Annotated in this window: 16 protein-coding genes and 1 pseudogene; 6 read left to right on the top strand and 11 right to left on the bottom strand. The window is 66.4% G+C overall.

Features of this window, described 5'->3' with window-relative positions; genetic code table 11:
- Positions 1-27: 27 nt before the first annotated feature.
- The 5 genes and pseudogenes from LOC56_RS07775 to LOC56_RS07795 all read right to left on the bottom strand — a co-directional run bounded on the left by LOC56_RS07775 (position 28) and on the right by LOC56_RS07795 (position 4,176).
- Positions 28-2,076 carry an alpha/beta hydrolase gene (locus LOC56_RS07775; RefSeq protein ID WP_229951711.1) on the bottom strand — a complete coding sequence of 683 codons (2,049 nt, stop codon included), beginning with the start codon at positions 2,074-2,076 and terminating at the stop codon, positions 28-30.
- A 140-nt stretch (positions 2,077-2,216) separates the two neighbouring features.
- Positions 2,217-2,588, bottom strand: a complete 372-nt coding sequence (locus LOC56_RS07780; RefSeq protein ID WP_229951712.1) for a DUF6507 family protein — start codon at positions 2,586-2,588, stop codon at positions 2,217-2,219.
- Positions 2,589-2,692: 104 nt separating this feature from the next.
- Positions 2,693-2,893, bottom strand: a pseudogene (locus LOC56_RS07785) (molybdenum cofactor biosysynthesis protein); the annotation flags it as partial.
- A gap of 15 nt (positions 2,894-2,908) precedes the next feature.
- Positions 2,909-3,301 carry a hypothetical protein gene (locus LOC56_RS07790; RefSeq protein WP_229951713.1) on the bottom strand — a complete coding sequence of 131 codons (393 nt, stop codon included), beginning with the start codon at positions 3,299-3,301 and terminating at the stop codon, positions 2,909-2,911.
- Between the two features lie 308 nt (positions 3,302-3,609).
- On the bottom strand, positions 3,610-4,176 hold the full coding sequence (locus LOC56_RS07795; RefSeq protein ID WP_229951714.1) for an MOSC domain-containing protein: 567 nt from the start codon (positions 4,174-4,176) through the stop codon (positions 3,610-3,612).
- Between the two features lie 236 nt (positions 4,177-4,412).
- On the opposite strand from LOC56_RS07795, the gene LOC56_RS16170 reads away from it, so the two are divergent.
- Complete coding sequence (locus tag LOC56_RS16170) at positions 4,413-5,027, top strand: M15 family metallopeptidase (RefSeq protein ID WP_229951715.1); 615 nt, start codon at positions 4,413-4,415, stop codon at positions 5,025-5,027.
- A 10-nt stretch (positions 5,028-5,037) separates the two neighbouring features.
- Here the strand turns inward: LOC56_RS16170 and LOC56_RS07805 are convergent, their stop codons facing one another.
- From LOC56_RS07805 to LOC56_RS07820, 4 genes are all read right to left on the bottom strand, one after another.
- Complete coding sequence (locus tag LOC56_RS07805; RefSeq protein ID WP_229951716.1) at positions 5,038-6,345, bottom strand: Y-family DNA polymerase; 1,308 nt, start codon at positions 6,343-6,345, stop codon at positions 5,038-5,040.
- Positions 6,338-6,757, bottom strand: coding sequence for a LexA family protein (locus LOC56_RS07810; protein WP_229951717.1), 420 nt, complete (start codon positions 6,755-6,757; stop codon positions 6,338-6,340). Before LOC56_RS07810 ends, LOC56_RS07805 begins: the two co-directional genes overlap by 8 nt.
- Positions 6,758-6,845: 88 nt before the next feature.
- Positions 6,846-7,409, bottom strand: a complete 564-nt coding sequence (locus LOC56_RS07815; RefSeq protein WP_229951718.1) for a TM2 domain-containing protein — start codon at positions 7,407-7,409, stop codon at positions 6,846-6,848.
- A gap of 161 nt (positions 7,410-7,570) precedes the next feature.
- On the bottom strand, positions 7,571-8,578 hold the full coding sequence (locus LOC56_RS07820) for an NAD-dependent epimerase/dehydratase family protein (protein ID WP_229951719.1): 1,008 nt from the start codon (positions 8,576-8,578) through the stop codon (positions 7,571-7,573).
- Between the two features lie 114 nt (positions 8,579-8,692).
- On the opposite strand from LOC56_RS07820, the gene LOC56_RS07825 reads away from it, so the two are divergent.
- Together LOC56_RS07825 and LOC56_RS07830 are read left to right on the top strand one after the other, a co-directional pair.
- Complete coding sequence (locus tag LOC56_RS07825; protein ID WP_229951720.1) at positions 8,693-9,538, top strand: aldo/keto reductase; 846 nt, start codon at positions 8,693-8,695, stop codon at positions 9,536-9,538.
- A gap of 26 nt (positions 9,539-9,564) precedes the next feature.
- Positions 9,565-9,900: a TfoX/Sxy family protein gene (locus LOC56_RS07830; RefSeq protein ID WP_229951721.1), complete on the top strand. Its 336-nt coding sequence runs from the start codon at positions 9,565-9,567 to the stop codon at positions 9,898-9,900.
- 6 nt (positions 9,901-9,906) lie between these two features.
- Here LOC56_RS07830 and LOC56_RS07835 read toward each other — a convergent pair whose 3' ends face one another.
- Positions 9,907-10,236 (bottom strand): hypothetical protein, encoded by a 330-nt coding sequence (locus LOC56_RS07835; protein ID WP_229951722.1) that lies wholly within the window; start codon positions 10,234-10,236, stop codon positions 9,907-9,909.
- 97 nt (positions 10,237-10,333) lie between these two features.
- On the opposite strand from LOC56_RS07835, the gene LOC56_RS07840 reads away from it, so the two are divergent.
- Complete coding sequence (locus LOC56_RS07840; protein WP_227921180.1) at positions 10,334-11,038, top strand: SOS response-associated peptidase; 705 nt, start codon at positions 10,334-10,336, stop codon at positions 11,036-11,038.
- Between the two features lie 21 nt (positions 11,039-11,059).
- On the opposite strand, the gene LOC56_RS07845 is transcribed toward LOC56_RS07840, so the two are convergent.
- Positions 11,060-12,034: an aldo/keto reductase gene (locus tag LOC56_RS07845; RefSeq protein WP_229951724.1), complete on the bottom strand. Its 975-nt coding sequence runs from the start codon at positions 12,032-12,034 to the stop codon at positions 11,060-11,062.
- Positions 12,035-12,132: 98 nt separating this feature from the next.
- Here LOC56_RS07845 and LOC56_RS07850 point away from each other — a divergent pair, with 98 nt between their 5' ends.
- The gene (locus LOC56_RS07850) at positions 12,133-12,918 is read left to right on the top strand and encodes a thioesterase family protein (RefSeq protein WP_229951725.1); all 786 of its coding nucleotides are present in this window, start codon (positions 12,133-12,135) and stop codon (positions 12,916-12,918) included.
- A 3-nt stretch (positions 12,919-12,921) separates the two neighbouring features.
- The gene (locus LOC56_RS07855) at positions 12,922-13,662 is read left to right on the top strand and encodes a lipoate--protein ligase family protein (protein WP_229951726.1); all 741 of its coding nucleotides are present in this window, start codon (positions 12,922-12,924) and stop codon (positions 13,660-13,662) included.
- Positions 13,663-13,750 lie beyond the last annotated feature (88 nt).

Here is a 13,750-nt window from a genome sequence, read left to right on the forward strand (position 1 = left end):
AGGGTGAGCAGGGCAATTAATCCGACGCTAGTCACGGAAAATCTCAACGAGTTTCCCCGCGCGGAATTCCAGGACCTGTAACTGCCTCTTGAAGTATTCATCCGCCTCTTTCTGCTGGGTGTCCACAATGTCCTCAACCATATGCTGGCCGTGGTCCACGATTTGGTTATGTTGCTCCCGGGCAGCTTCGGCGATTTCCACAGCTTCACGTTGCTTCTCATCCACCAAAGGATCCAGCGGATTCTCATAAGGCCCGAAGTCAGGCAGATAATGCTCTTGCAGAACGTCTGACACCTCAAGCAGTCTTTCCTGCATGATCTCCGCCGCCCTATTATGCCCCTCCTGAAGCGTATCGGCGGCGTGGTCTCCAAACACCTGAATATCGTCGACGACCCTTCCCGGACCGTAATAGATGTCCTCGGCTCTCTCCTTGGCCGCTTCGACCCGGGAATCAGTGAGGGACTCGGGAATGAGATCGACGGAAGAACCGTTGCCGGTGCTGGCCGCGGCAATTTGCCAGATGCTCGAGGTCTTGGAGTCAAGATAGCCCCCACCCGGCTCTGTTTCCCAGGCGGCGGCGTTTTCATCTGTTCCACGCATGCTGTGTCCGCCGTTGGCGCCGCGGTGTTCACCCTCGACGTCCAGTTCCTCGGAGCTGAACACCTTCGCCCCAAAGGACTCCGAAGTGGGGCTTATCCGTGGATCCCCCAGATCTGACCCCAAAATGCCTCCCGGGGCTATGATGTCGGCGCTGCCCTGGGTGGCATAGACTTCCCGGGCATTCAGATCAGCAGCCGTACGTGCAGCTTCTGGGTCGATGCCTGCAGAGCCGTAAAAGACCGCCGAATCGACCGTGTGGGTTGTCTGGCTCAGCGCATAGGCGGCAGTTGTGGTGCCGTACGAGTGTGCAGTTATGCTGACCGACGGGATATCTGAGCTCCGGGTGTAGTACAGCCCGTCTATCACGGTGGCGAGTTTGGCCCCGCCCACCCGCGCCTCGTCTGAATAAAAGACTTCCGTGGAAGGCAGCGCTCCCGGAGAATCGTACCCAATCCATGCCACCACTGCATGATCAGACAAGAATTGCCCCTGCGCCGTATGGATGCTGTCGGCCGCCCACACGGCGCCTTCCATATCCTGCGTGGAGCTGTCCATCCCGGACACGTTGACCGTCACATTAGTTGCCGTATCCATGTTCCCGATGGCCACGGCGGCGAGGGGCGGGTCGGCAGGATCAAAAGCGATCAGGTGGCGTCCGGAAGGATCCTTCGTATTTCGGTCCCCCAACGACGCCTCAATGTTCTTGTACGCTTCGCGCTGGGCATCGGTTGCCCGCCACGAGGGCTTCATTACCAAGGCCAGGACGGCGGCATTTGCCGCCGCTCGGAGGCCATAGGGAACCCCCTCCGTATTTCCGACGACGGAGGGCAGAGCCTGCGCGAGCGCCTCCTGCTGATCGGGCGTCAGGGATTGCCAGAACGCAGCCTGCTGGTCCGCCGCCAGACCGATACGGGGAGGATAAACGGCTGCCTCTGGGTAGTCCTGGGCATAATCCGCATAATCGGCGGGGTCCATGGCAGCGAGGGCATCGTAATAGTGCTGCACATCCTCCGGAGTGGCTCCGGCCGAGACCGCACGCCGGTGCAGGCGTTCCACATCGTGGCTGACCAGATCTAGGGTGCCCGAGGCATAGTACGAGGACGTGTCGGAGGAGACACGGCCAATCCCTGACAACCCCGCCAGGCAAGCGGCTCGGGCCTCTTCATAGGTAGTCGCCAAGGCATCGGCACGTTTGCTGAAGTCCGTTTGGTAATTGAAGAGGGCGTTCTCGAAACTGCCGCCGGTCGGGTCTTCCTCGCTGCCGAGCAGGGACACGAGGTCATTCTCGGCAGCGTTGATTTCGATCTGCAGGTCCGTTCTGGTGGTCCGTATGTTCTGAACGGACTCCGCAAAGTCGCTGATGGTCCGGGCCGCGGCAGCTGTGCTGGCCGTCAGTGCCTGGGCCTGCCATGCCGGTGCTGCCATGGCGTTGAGGACCAGGGAACTCTGCGGCGTTTCATAGAGGCCGCCCAGCACCCGCCACTTATCTGCCGCATCCGAAACCTGTGCATGGAATGCCTCGCCGGCAGCGGACAGGAGGGGGGCCTGTTCCTGGAGTACCACGGGATCAGGAAGGGTTTGGGTGGCTGAGAGGTCAATGTAAAGGTAGCCCATCCCTACTTCACCATCCGATGCCCGCCGCCGGATATTCCGGGGGCCTCCGGTACGGACACCGCCAGCGAAGCGGCTTTGTGGGCCAGGTCCGCCATGTCCCGGTCACCCGCAACGTATGCGTTGACGCTCTCCCTGGTTGCCTGCACAGCGTTGTTGCACCGGACAAGAACGTCACTCATGTCATTGGCGATAATCTCGAAACGCAGGTGGTCAACGGCGTCTGCCAGTTCCGGACAATGCGCCAGCGCCGTTTCCAATGCGTTGAGTGCTTTTTGGGCATTGTCTTTGGCCGGTTCGCATTCGGCGATCAGGCTTTCGCTGTCATGGAGCAGCGACAACACTCCCGTGACCTGTATATTCCAGTTTTCCCCCATGTCCAGAAAGATAACGGGGAAAAGCGGAACCGTCTATGGGGAGAACTGCCCATGCGCCGCAGGTCAGGGGAGCCTGCCCGGCCTCAGCAACGAGGGGACCGCAGGCCGCCCGCGAGGACAAAGTCCTGTCCCAGCAGCGGCGACAGTTCGGCGCCGCGGAGCACCACGTTCCGGCGCGCCAGCAGCGGGTCAAAGGGACCGGCACCCAGCTCCGCGGCGATGGCCTCCAACGACTCCCCAGCGAATAGGGTCACGGCCGCATCCACGTGGGCGGCCATGGCGAAGAACCGGTCCCCGACAATCCCAACCGCGGGCCTGGCTCACGTGGTCCGTTCTGTCATGCCCGGATGCGTTGAGCAGCTGCTGCCTGCTTCGATAGCGCTGTGGCCGGTTCCAGGCTGGTAGACCATATATGCCCCGTCGGCACGGCTGAGCGTCTGGACAACGTAGCGGTTGCCATCCACGCTGCTCTCGAACTTGTTGGTCTCCTTGAAACCCTGCGAGGCGAAGTGCTCGGCGGCAGCCGTTGTTGCTTCTTCCGGATCGGACACTCCCGGACAGAGAATCTGGGTACTGAAGCTCCGGGAAACCTCATCATCGCAGGTCAACGCTCCCCGGAAACCGGCGGTGCGGTTCACATCAAACGGCTTGCCGCCTTCGTGCTCCCACGCTCCGCCCTGGAGGCGGGAGAGCTCATCAGTGACCCGGAGCATCTCGAGCAGTACGTCCCGGGGGGGGGGGGGGGCTGCCGACGACGTGGTCTCCGGATCCGGGCTGCTGGACGAAGCGCTGCAGGCGGAAAGCGACACCAGAGCGCCCAGAGCTGCGGAAGCTGCGGCACAGCGAAGGGCGGATATGCGGATATTCACGATCTCCCCCCCCGGAGCGCAATACCAGGTGAATCGGTGCCGCCTCTTCCGGCGTCCTCGGGCGATGCTAGGCGACGGCGACGCATGGCACAAACCGCGGTGGAAACGGACGCGCAGATCCGAGCCACGGCACGGGTTCTCCTGCGCGTCCGTTAGGGAAGCCTGCCCGGCCTCAGCAACGAGGGGACGGCAGCCCGGCCCGGGTCCAGCGGCACCGGGCTGATGAGTAGGGCCGGTCCGCGGTGAAGCGTCCCGCTGCTCAGCGGCCGGCAGCGCAGCCCGCCCCGTCCGCGCATCGCCTTGTGCGCACCGGGCGCCAGGACCCGATCCATCCAGGCGCACGGGTGGGCCTGCCGGCCGCCGTGGAATTCCACCCGGCCCTGCGCCGATTCGAGAACAAAGTCCTGCCCCAGCAGTGGGATCAGCTCGGCACCGCGGAGCACCACGTTCCGGCGGGCCAGCAGCGGGTCAAAGGGATCGGCCCCAAGCTCCGCGGCGATGGCCTCCAACGACTCCACGGCGAACAGGGTCACGGCCGCATCCATGTGGGCGGCCTTGCCGAAGAACCGGTCCCCGACAATCCCCTTGCCGGCCACCACCTCGGCCTGGTCCGCATCGGCGGTGACGACGTCGGCCGGCCCGTCCTTGGCACGCCCGAAGTAGGCGTGTGCGGGCGAGACAAGCAGGTGCAGGATCTCGACGTCGTACGCATAACTCATGCCTCCACGCTAACCGTTCCTGTGCGGACGGGCCGCCGCCCATTCCATCAGTGGGGGAGGTCGGCACGGGCGTGCCGGTGCCGCCCGCGTTGCACCGCACGTGCGAGGATGGCGCGAAATGGCGAGGGCGCCGTGCCGGACGAAGGATGGGTAGGGGAACAATGCGGTACCTGTACCTGAGGACATGTGCGTCCATAGCCGGCCTGCTGTGTTTGAGCCTGGTAGTGTCGCTCGCCGTGTTTGCGCACCTTTCCAATGAGCCGGCCGTGGACGCGGCGGCTGCCCCCGAAGCCGAGCCGCCGGACAGTTTCACGCTCGTGATCAACAAGCACCGTCCCCTCGCGGCGGACTACGTGCCCGCAGATCTAGTTGATGCGGGTGGGCTGCTGCTGCGCGCCGAAGCGGCTGAAGCCTATGCCCGCATGGTCGCAGACGCATCGGCGGACGGCGTCGCCGTTTCTCCCGTCAGCGGCTACCGGTCACGGGAAGAACAGTCCCGGCTGCACACGTCCTACACGGAGAGGTACGGGCAGGAGGGAGCCGATTCGCTCTCCGCCCGGCCCGGCTACAGCGAGCATGAGACCGGCCTCGCCGTGGACATCGGCAACCCGGACGGCCTGTGCGCGCTGGAAACCTGTTTCGAAGGAACGGCAGCCGGATCCTGGACCGCTGCGAACGCCCACCGGTACGGCTTCCTCCTCCGTTATCCGGCCGGGGCGGAACACATCACCGGGTATGCCTACGAGCCCTGGCACCTGCGTTACGTGGGGCCAGACGTTGCCGGCGGAGTCTACGACTCCGGGGTGACGCTGGAGGAGTTTCTCGGCCTTCCGGCCGCCCCGAACTACTGACCGGCTGCCGCTATACCGCCTTGACCACCGGCAGTTCGCTCCACTCGGTGGTGTACCGCGGCGAGGAATACCTGCGCGACATGGTCCATTCCGGCGTCGCCGTGGACATCCCCGCCAATCCGAGCCCGATACTCGCCGCACCGTACTTGTCCGTGACCTTTCCCAGCAGTTCGCCCAGGTTCCGCCGTTCCTGGGCGGAGACGAACTCCTCGAACAGCGGCTGCGCGCCGGCGGACTCCAGCCCGCTGAGCATCACCCCGGCCTTGGTGTAGGGCACGCCCTCGACCACCTGGGACTCAAGGGCGCCGACGGCGGCCCGGCTGAGGACCACGGGATCCGCCGTCGGGGCGTGCAGCCGCACCGTGGCGGAGGGGAACGACGCCGCCCGCTCGCTGAAGTGCGACGTGCCGGCATAAGCGGTGAGGATGCTGGCCTGCTGTCCCTCGCGCTCCAGCCGAGCGGCTGCCTGCTGGGCGTAGATGCTCATGACCTGGCGCATCTCGGCAGCGGTAGTGACCGGCGTCGAGAAGCTCCGGGAGAAGATCAGCTGCTTTCGGTCCGCACGCTCGTCCTCGTGCAGGATGCAGGCGGTGCCGTTGAGCTCCAGCACGGTGCGCTGCAGGGTGACGGAGAATTTCCGGCGGATCAGCGCCGGATCGGCGGCGCGCAGATCCGCGACGGTGGAGATCCCCATCGCATCCAGCTTCGTGCCCAGCCGGGACCCCACGCCCCAGAGGCCGGTGACGGGCACCCGGGACATGATGGCTTCCACGGCGGCCGGGTCCATGGTCTCGAGGTTGCAGACGCCCTGCAGGTGACGGTTCTGTTTGGCGATCCGGTTGGCGAACTTCGCCAGGGTCTTGGTGGTGCCGATACCCACGCAGACAGGCAGGCCCGTGTGGCGGGCGACGGCGGTGCGGATCGTTGCCCCCTGTGCTTCCAGATCGCGCGGCGTGCCGGCCAGTCCGAGGAAGGACTCATCGATCGAGTACACCTCCTGCCACAGCGCGTAACGCCCCAGCAGTTCCATCACACGGGAACTGAGATCTCCGTAGAGCTCGTAGTTGCTCGAGCGCTGGATCAGGCCCACGCGCGGCGCGGATTCGGCGAGCTTGAACCACGGCGTGCCGGTCTTGATGCCCAGCGCCTTCGCCTCATCCGAGCGTGCCACCACGCAGCCGTCGTTGTTGGACAGCACCACCACCGGCACCCCTGCCAGTTTGGGGTCGAACGCGCGCTCGCAGGATACATAGAAGCTGTTGACATCCACCAGCGCGATCCGCTGGGCGGCTGCCGGCGGCGCGGACGGCTCAGACATGGTGCAGGCAGCGGGTCGCAACGCCCCACACGGACAGTTCCGACGGCTCCGCCACGAGGATGTCCGGATACCCGGGGCTTTCGGCACGCAGCACGATCCGCTGCCCGCCGAGCAGCAGCCGCCGGACCGTAAGTTCTCCGTCCACCACGGCGACGACGACGGCGCCGTCGCGCGGCGTGAGCGAACGGTCCACAATCAGTTCATCCCCGTTGCAGATACCGGTGCCCGCCATGGAATCACCTTCCACCCGCACCACGTAGGTAGAGGTGGGGTCCCGGATCAGGTGCCGGTTGAGGTCAATCCGGCCATCAAAATAGTCCCGGGCCGGACTGGGAAACCCTGCGGCAGTCGCGGCGTCGGACTCCGACGGCGGAGCGGGGCGGCGGGAACGGTCTGCTGAGAACACCGCCATGCCGAGGCCTCCTGAGGGATATTTCTAGAACGGGGACATTTCTAGAACATACTTTCGAACCCTCAGCCTAGCACCGGACTGCTGTTCGTTACTTGAGCGGGATCCCGTGCGCGTCGGTGCGGAAGGACCGGGCGTTGCAGAGAATCATCAGGCCTTCGACGAAGCCCCAGACGGCTCCCATGCCCGTGAAACAGGTCAGGACAAGCTGCGCGATGCCCACGCTGTTGTTGCCCAGGTAGAAGCGGTGGACGCCGAATCCGCCGAGGAAAATTCCGAGCAGTCCGGCGGCGACGCGGGATTTCTGGGGCCGGTAACCCGGGCCCTGCGGTGCATGGCCGAACTGGGCATGGCCGTAGCCCTGGGCCTGCTGGTGGCCGGCGGACGGGTAACCCTGGACGGGATACCCCTGGGCCTGGTTCGGGTAGCCCTGGCCGGGATATCCCTGGCCGGGCTGGTTCGAGTAGCCGGGTGAGGGATAGTGAGGTGCCTGCTGCCCGTATCCCTGGGGATTCTGCGGCTGGGAGTGCTGAGGCTGCTGGCCTGCCGCGGGGGCGGTAGGTTCGGGTTTCTTGGGGGAGGCGTATTGCTCGTCCCACTCGTCGGACCACCGGTTTCCGTGGTTGTTTCCCTGGCCGGGACCGTTACCTGACATGGTTTCCTCCAACGTTTTTTCGAAGCCATCCGGACGGGGCGTCGAGATTCAGCTTCAACTCCGGCGGCGATCGCCGCAATCATCCGGATATACCTGCTGTCTGCACTCTAACAGCCGCCGGAAACAGAAGCCTCAGACCCGCCCGCCCCGGACGGATTTGCTTAGGCGCCTGCCCGTGCCCAGCGCGCGAGCCGGTCGCTGGCTTCCATCCAGGCTGTGTCCAGGACCTGTTCCCGAGGATGGGCATCGTGCCACTGGATGATTTCGCGGGCACCTTCGGAAAACGGAATCACCGCCTGGTAATCCGGCACCAGGGACTTGATCTTGCTGTTGTCGAAGATGACCGAATGGCTCTTGTCGCCCAGCAGGCCGGGGCCCCGCCCCGGGTCCAGTGCTGCGATGGTCTCCGAGGGCACATGGACGAGGAGCGGGTCGGGGACACCGGCGGCAGCCGCCAGGGAACGGTAAACGGCGTCCCAGGGCAGGAACTCGTCGGATGTGATGGTGTAGCTTTCGCCGACGGCGGCGGGCCGGCCCAGGAGGCCCACGAAGGCCTTCGCGAAATCCCGGCTGTGCGTCAGCGTCCACAAGGACGTGCCGTCACCGTGCACCACTACCGGCAGCCCGGCGCGCATCCGGTGGATGTCCGTCCAGTGCCCGGACAGGGGGACCATCGTGGCGTCGTAGGTGTGCGAGGGGCGCACAACCGTCCCCGGAAAGCCCTCGCTCCGGTAGGCCTGCACCAGGACGTCCTCCCCGGCGATCTTGTCCCGGGAGTACTGCCAGAACGGGTTGCGCAGCGGCGTCGACTCCCGCACCGGCAGCCGCGCGGGCGGCTTCTGGTAGGCCGAGGCCGAGCTGATGAACACATACTGCCCGGTCCGGCCGCGGTGCAGTTCCACCGCCGCTGCCACATGCTCGGCGGTGAAGGACAGGAAGTCCGCCACGGCGTCGAACGTCCGGCTGCCCAGGGCGTCCCGAACGGCACCTGTGTCCCGGACATCGGCTGACAGGACCTCGACGCCGGCCGGCACCGGACGCTGCGCGGACACGCCCCGGTTCAGCACGGTCACCCGATGCCCGAGGCTGGAAGCGTGTGCGACGGCGGCGGCACTGATCACGCCGGTGCCGCCGATGAAAAGCAGATCAAGAGCCGCGGGATGCGTCATTGCGGGTTTCCTTACGGGTGTCCTTGACTGGGGGCAGGAGCCGGGCTTAGGTGGAGGTGCCCGGCTCCGAACTGCACCCAGCCTAGATGACCGCACGGCAGGAAAGGCACCGCCATGACAGAGAGTCCCCGCCCCGTTGTCCCGGAACTGACGCTCGGCAACTCCGTACGGATTCCGCAATTGGGGTTCGGCGTCTTCCAGGTCCCGGCTGACCGGACGCAGGAAGTGGTGGAGGATGCCCTGGCTGCCGGTTACCGGCATATCGACACCGCCGCCGCGTACGGCAACGAGGCCGGGGTGGGGGCGGCCATCGCCTCATCCGGCATTCCGCGGTCCGAGATCTTCGTGACCACCAAGCTGCGCAACGGAGACCAGGGGAGGGCACGGGCAGCGTTCCTGGACAGCCGGCGAGCGCTGAACCTCGACGTCGTCGACCTCTACCTGATCCATTGGCCGGTGCCCTCGCAGGGGATGTTCGTGCAGGCGTGGAAGGAACTCGAGGCCCTGTACCGGGACGGCTATATGCGCGCCATCGGGGTCTCCAACTTCCTCGCCGACCATCTGGATGCCCTGTACGAGCAGAGCCAGGTCCTGCCGGCCGTGAACCAGATAGAGCTGCATCCCGGGTTCCAGCAGGCGGCGCTCGCCGCCGACACCATTTCCCGCGGCATCGCCGTCGAGGCCTACAGTCCACTGGGGCAGGGCAGGGAGCTGGCCGGGGCGGAAGTGGCGGCGCTCGCAGAGAAGTACGCAGCCACGGCAGCGCAGGTGGTGCTGGCCTGGCACCTGGGTTCGGGAAGGATCGTCATTCCCAAATCGTCCGACTCGGCACGGATGCGGGAAAACCTGGCCGCCGTCGGTCTGGAACTGACACAGGAGGAACTGGACCTCCTGGACGGGCTGGAGGGTGGACGCCGGATCGGTGCCGATCCGGCGACGGCGGACTTCAGCCAGTTCTGACCAGCCGGACAGTCCAGGGAGGGTAGATGCGGCCGTCTCAGGAAGCACTGGATCTCCTGCACGCCATCGCCGAAGAACTTGGTCCACTGACCGTGGGCACCATGTTCCGCAGCCCGGGGCTGCGTACCGGATCCAAGATCGTGGCCTTCCTCGGTTCCGGCGACTACCTGATCGTGAAGCTGCCGAACGCCCGTGCCCAGGAGCTCATTGCTGCAGGCGCCGCAGGGCCGGTCACCATGGGTAAGCGCACCATGCGGGAATGGGTCGAGGTGCCGTCCGCCGCGGACCCGGGGGCCACGGCACGTCAATGGACGGCACTCACCCGGGAGGCACTGGAATATGTCCGCAGCCTTCCGGGTTAGCTGACTTCACCCGGCGTCCCGGGCGGTGCGGTCGCCCAGGGTTTCTTTGCGTGAGTTGTTGGTCCGGCGGGTGACGGCCGAGGCCCACACCCAGGTGGCCCGGCGCAGGCCGGCGTCCTCCCAGAGCACCTGTACCGCCCGGGAGGACCAGCTGCAGGCTTCGCCCTTCACACGCTCGGCAGCGCCGGGGAATCGGATCCAGGCCCAGACGGGCACCCCGGGCACCGACGTGGTGACCGGATTGTGCTCGAAGTCCAGCTCTTCCGGGGTAAGGCTGATCGGCTCGGCCCGCCGTGCATAGCGGGCCGCCAGCCGCTCGGCGGCGTCCTGGTTCATACTCTTAAAAATAGAACATATGTTCGAAAGGGGGTAACCGGCCCTGGTCCTTGGCCTGCTCCTGCCGGCGGCCGGTCCATGGTGCACAATAGGTGCCATGTGCGGACGGTACGTAATGGCAAGGGCGACGTCGGACCTGGTCTCGGCGTTCGCCGTCGAGCAAACGGTGGGACCGGACGTGCTGCCGTCCTGGAACGTCGCGCCCACGGACGACGTGCGGATCGTCACCGAGCGGTTCTCCAATGAAGCACCGGTGCGGCGGCTGGCGACGGCTAAATGGGGGCTGGTTCCGGTCTGGGCCAAGGATCCCAAGATCGGATCCCGGATGATCAACGCCCGGCGGGAAACCATTTTGGAGAAACCGGCGTTCCGCAAAGCGGCCGTGAAGCGCCGAGCCCTGGTGCCGGCGGACGGCTACTACGAGTGGGAAAAGTCCGCGGACGGGAAGATCCCCACCTACCTGTACTCCGGGAAACAGGATCCGCTGGCGTTCGCCGGCCTGTATGAATTCTGGCCGGACCCGGCGCTGCCGGAGGACCACGAACACAAATGGCTGCTGAGCGTCACCATCATCACCACGAAAGCCACGGACGCGCTGGGCCACATCCACGACCGCACCCCGCTGATCATTCCGCCGGACCTCTACACGGACTGGCTGGACCCGAAGCTGACGGACGGCGCCGATGTGGCCCAGCTGCTGGACGCCGTGCCCGAACCCACGCTGACCCCGCGGGTGGTGTCCCGCGAGGTCAACTCGGTGCGCAACAACGGGCCGGAACTGATCGAGCCTGCGAGCGCCTGACGCTTTAGGAAGCCACGTGGTTCACCAGGCGTAGTCCTCCGGCGCCGGCGAGTGCCCGGGAAAGATTTCGTCCAGCCGGTCCAGCGTCCGTGAATCAAGGGTGACGTCCAGGGCGAGGAGGGCCTCGTCCAGCTGCTCCTGGGTGCGCGGACCCACCAGCGGCGCCGTCACCGCCGGCTGGTGCAGCAGCCAGGCCAGTGCCAGGACGCCGGGCAGGATGTCCAGTTCCGCGGCCAGGGCCTCGTACTGCCGGATCTGCTCCTCGTGTTTCTCCAGCAGGTTCCGCACCCTGCCCTCGGCACGCCGTCCGCCGCCGTCGGCCTCCTTCGCCAGGATCCCGCCCAGCAGGCCTCCCTGCAGCGGTGACCACGGCAGGATTCCGAGCCCGTACTGCTGCGCCGCGGGAAGGACTTCCAGTTCCACGGACCGGTTGATCAGGTTGTAGATGCTCTGCTCGCTTACCAGCCCTGCGAAGTTCCGCCGGCGGGCGTTTTCCTGCGCCCGGGCAATGTGCCAGCCGGCGAAGTTGCTGCTGCCGTTGTAAATGATCTTGCCCTGCGCCACCGCCACCTCCATGGCCTGCCAGATCTCCTCCCACGGCGTGTTCCGGTCAACGTGGTGGAACTGGTAGAGGTCGATGTAATCGGTCTGCAGCCGCTTCAGGCTGGCGTCCAGGGCGCGCCGGATGTTCAAGGCCGAGAGGTAGGTATCATTGGGGCGTTCGCTCATGGAGCCGTAGAGCTTGGTGGCGAGGACGGTGTCCTCGCGCCGCCCGCCGCCTTTTGTGAACCAGCGTCCGATGATCTGCTCGGTCCAGCCCTTACGCTCACCCCAGCCGTAGACGTTCGCGGTGTCGAAGAAATTGATGCCGGTTTCCCGGGCGGAGTCCATGATGGCGTGGGCGTCCGCCTCGTCGGTTTTGGGTCCGAAGTTCATGGTGCCCAGGCACAGGCGGGACACGGACAGGCCGGAGCGGCCGAGATGCGTATATTCCATCGGGCCAGTGTGCTCCCCGTTACGTTGCGGGGCCAGCCGTCGGGCGGTGCTGGGGTAGCCTGAAAGCCAATTCCGGAACGGCAGGGAGAAGCAAGCACGTGGCTGAATCGTATTACCGCTCGCTGGGCAACGACGCCTATGAGGCAACCATTCACACCCAGGGGGCCTGGAATCCGCAGGAGCAGCACATGGCCCCCATTTCCGGCCTGCTGGCCCACTGCCTGGAGCAGTTCCGTCCACGCCCCGAGCTGCGCATGGCCCGGATCAGCTACGACATTTTCGGGTTGATCCCGCGCACCGCCTTCGAGGTGAAAACCTCCGTCCTGCGCCCCGGACGGACCATTGAACTGGTGCAGGCCGAGATGGTGGTTGAGGGCCGCACCGCCGTGCGCGCCACCGCCTGGCGCCTCGCCCGCGGCCCGACGGCCGAGGTGGCTGCGCTGGAAGACGACGCCATGCCCGGTCCGGCAGAGGCGGGCACCCATGAAGGCATGACCGAGTGGCCCGGGGCGTTTATTGAATCCCTGGAGAAGCGGGCGCTGCCGGGGCTGCGTCCGGGCCGCGGCCGGGCGTGGCTGCGCACCCCGCATGAAATGGTGGAGGGCACGCCGACGTCGGACCTGGTCCGCCTCGTGGGCATGGCAGACACCGCCAACGGTATTTCCACCCGCGTGCCCCCGGGCGGGGACAGCTACATGTTCCCGAACGTGGACCTGCAGCTGCACCTGCACCGCGAGCCCCGGGGGGAATGGCTGGGCCTGGATACCCGGGTGACTTTCGGTGCCGACGGCATCGGCCTGACTTCGACGGTCCTGCATGACCTGCAGGGACCGTTTGGACGCAGCGAGCAGATCCTGACCGTCCGGCCGCTCGGCGGAGCGTAGGCGGTGCCCGCCGCCTTGGAAGTGTTCCGGCAGGAGGAATCCCTGGGCGCGGCCGCCGACCTCGATTTTGCGCTCGCCATGCTCGAGGCCGTCCGCGGCGGGGAGCTCGGCCCGTCCCTGCGGATTTACCGTCCCCGCCCCACGGTGGCCCTGGGGCAGCGCGACGCCAAGCTGCCCGGCTTCGCCGCGGCGCAGGCGGCCAGCCGCCGGCAAGGATTCGAGCCTCTGGTCCGCAAGGCCGGCGGCCGGGCCGCCGCCTACCACGAGGGCTGCCTGGTCCTGGATCATGTGGAGCCGGACGCAGATGCCCTCGCCGGCTCGAGACGCCGGTTCGCGGACTTCGGCGAGCTGCTGGCCGGCGCGTTCCGCAAGGTCGGGCTGACCGCCGGTGTAGGCGAGATCCCGGGGGAGTACTGCCCCGGGGAGTTCACTGTCTCCGGCGAGGCTCCCGGCGGGGAGCGGATCAAACTGGTGGGCACGGCCCAACGGGTGATTGCCGGCGGCTGGCTGTTTTCCTCGGTGCTGGTGGTGGACAACGCCGTACCGCTGCGCCGGGTGTTGACCGACTGTTACGCCGAGCTCGGGCTGGACTGGGACCCGCGCACCGCCGGAGCCGCCCGGGACCTCGCACCGGGTCTGGACATGGCCCAGGTGCTGGACGCCGTGCTGGCGGCCTACGCCGGCTACGCGCCCCTCGTGGACGGGGATTTCACCGCGCTGCGGGGGAGAGTTGCGCAACACTAGGGCCGCGTCGCTTCGTCCCTGCGGCTGGCGGGGATAGTGTTGATGGCGGTGAGCCGGCTTAACCGGAGCGGCTATCTACATTCGTAAC

Origin of the sequence: Arthrobacter sp. zg-Y179 (assembly GCF_020907345.1) — a bacterium.
In the GTDB taxonomy this organism is placed as follows: Bacteria; Actinomycetota; Actinomycetes; order Actinomycetales; family Micrococcaceae; genus Arthrobacter_B; species Arthrobacter_B jinronghuae.

Excerpts from the sequence above, each read along its gene's own strand:
- LOC56_RS07810 (WP_229951717.1), bottom strand. The coding sequence starts at position 6,757 with ATGGCGGTGTTCTCAGCAGACCGTTCCCGCCGCCCCGCTCCGCCGTCG.
- LOC56_RS07780 (WP_229951712.1), bottom strand. The coding sequence starts at position 2,588 with ATGGGGGAAAACTGGAATATACAGGTCACGGGAGTGTTGTCGCTGCTC.
- LOC56_RS07840 (WP_227921180.1), top strand. The coding sequence starts at position 10,334 with ATGTGCGGACGGTACGTAATGGCAAGGGCGACGTCGGACCTGGTCTCG.
- LOC56_RS07845 (WP_229951724.1), bottom strand. The coding sequence starts at position 12,034 with ATGGAATATACGCATCTCGGCCGCTCCGGCCTGTCCGTGTCCCGCCTG.
- LOC56_RS07835 (WP_229951722.1), bottom strand. The coding sequence starts at position 10,236 with ATGAACCAGGACGCCGCCGAGCGGCTGGCGGCCCGCTATGCACGGCGG.
- LOC56_RS07805 (WP_229951716.1), bottom strand. The coding sequence starts at position 6,345 with ATGTCTGAGCCGTCCGCGCCGCCGGCAGCCGCCCAGCGGATCGCGCTG.
- LOC56_RS07815 (WP_229951718.1), bottom strand. The coding sequence starts at position 7,409 with ATGTCAGGTAACGGTCCCGGCCAGGGAAACAACCACGGAAACCGGTGG.
- LOC56_RS07830 (WP_229951721.1), top strand. The coding sequence starts at position 9,565 with ATGCGGCCGTCTCAGGAAGCACTGGATCTCCTGCACGCCATCGCCGAA.
- LOC56_RS07825 (WP_229951720.1), top strand. The coding sequence starts at position 8,693 with ATGACAGAGAGTCCCCGCCCCGTTGTCCCGGAACTGACGCTCGGCAAC.
- LOC56_RS07795 (WP_229951714.1), bottom strand. The coding sequence starts at position 4,176 with ATGAGTTATGCGTACGACGTCGAGATCCTGCACCTGCTTGTCTCGCCC.
- LOC56_RS07820 (WP_229951719.1), bottom strand. The coding sequence starts at position 8,578 with ATGACGCATCCCGCGGCTCTTGATCTGCTTTTCATCGGCGGCACCGGC.
- LOC56_RS07790 (WP_229951713.1), bottom strand. The coding sequence starts at position 3,301 with ATGCTCCGGGTCACTGATGAGCTCTCCCGCCTCCAGGGCGGAGCGTGG.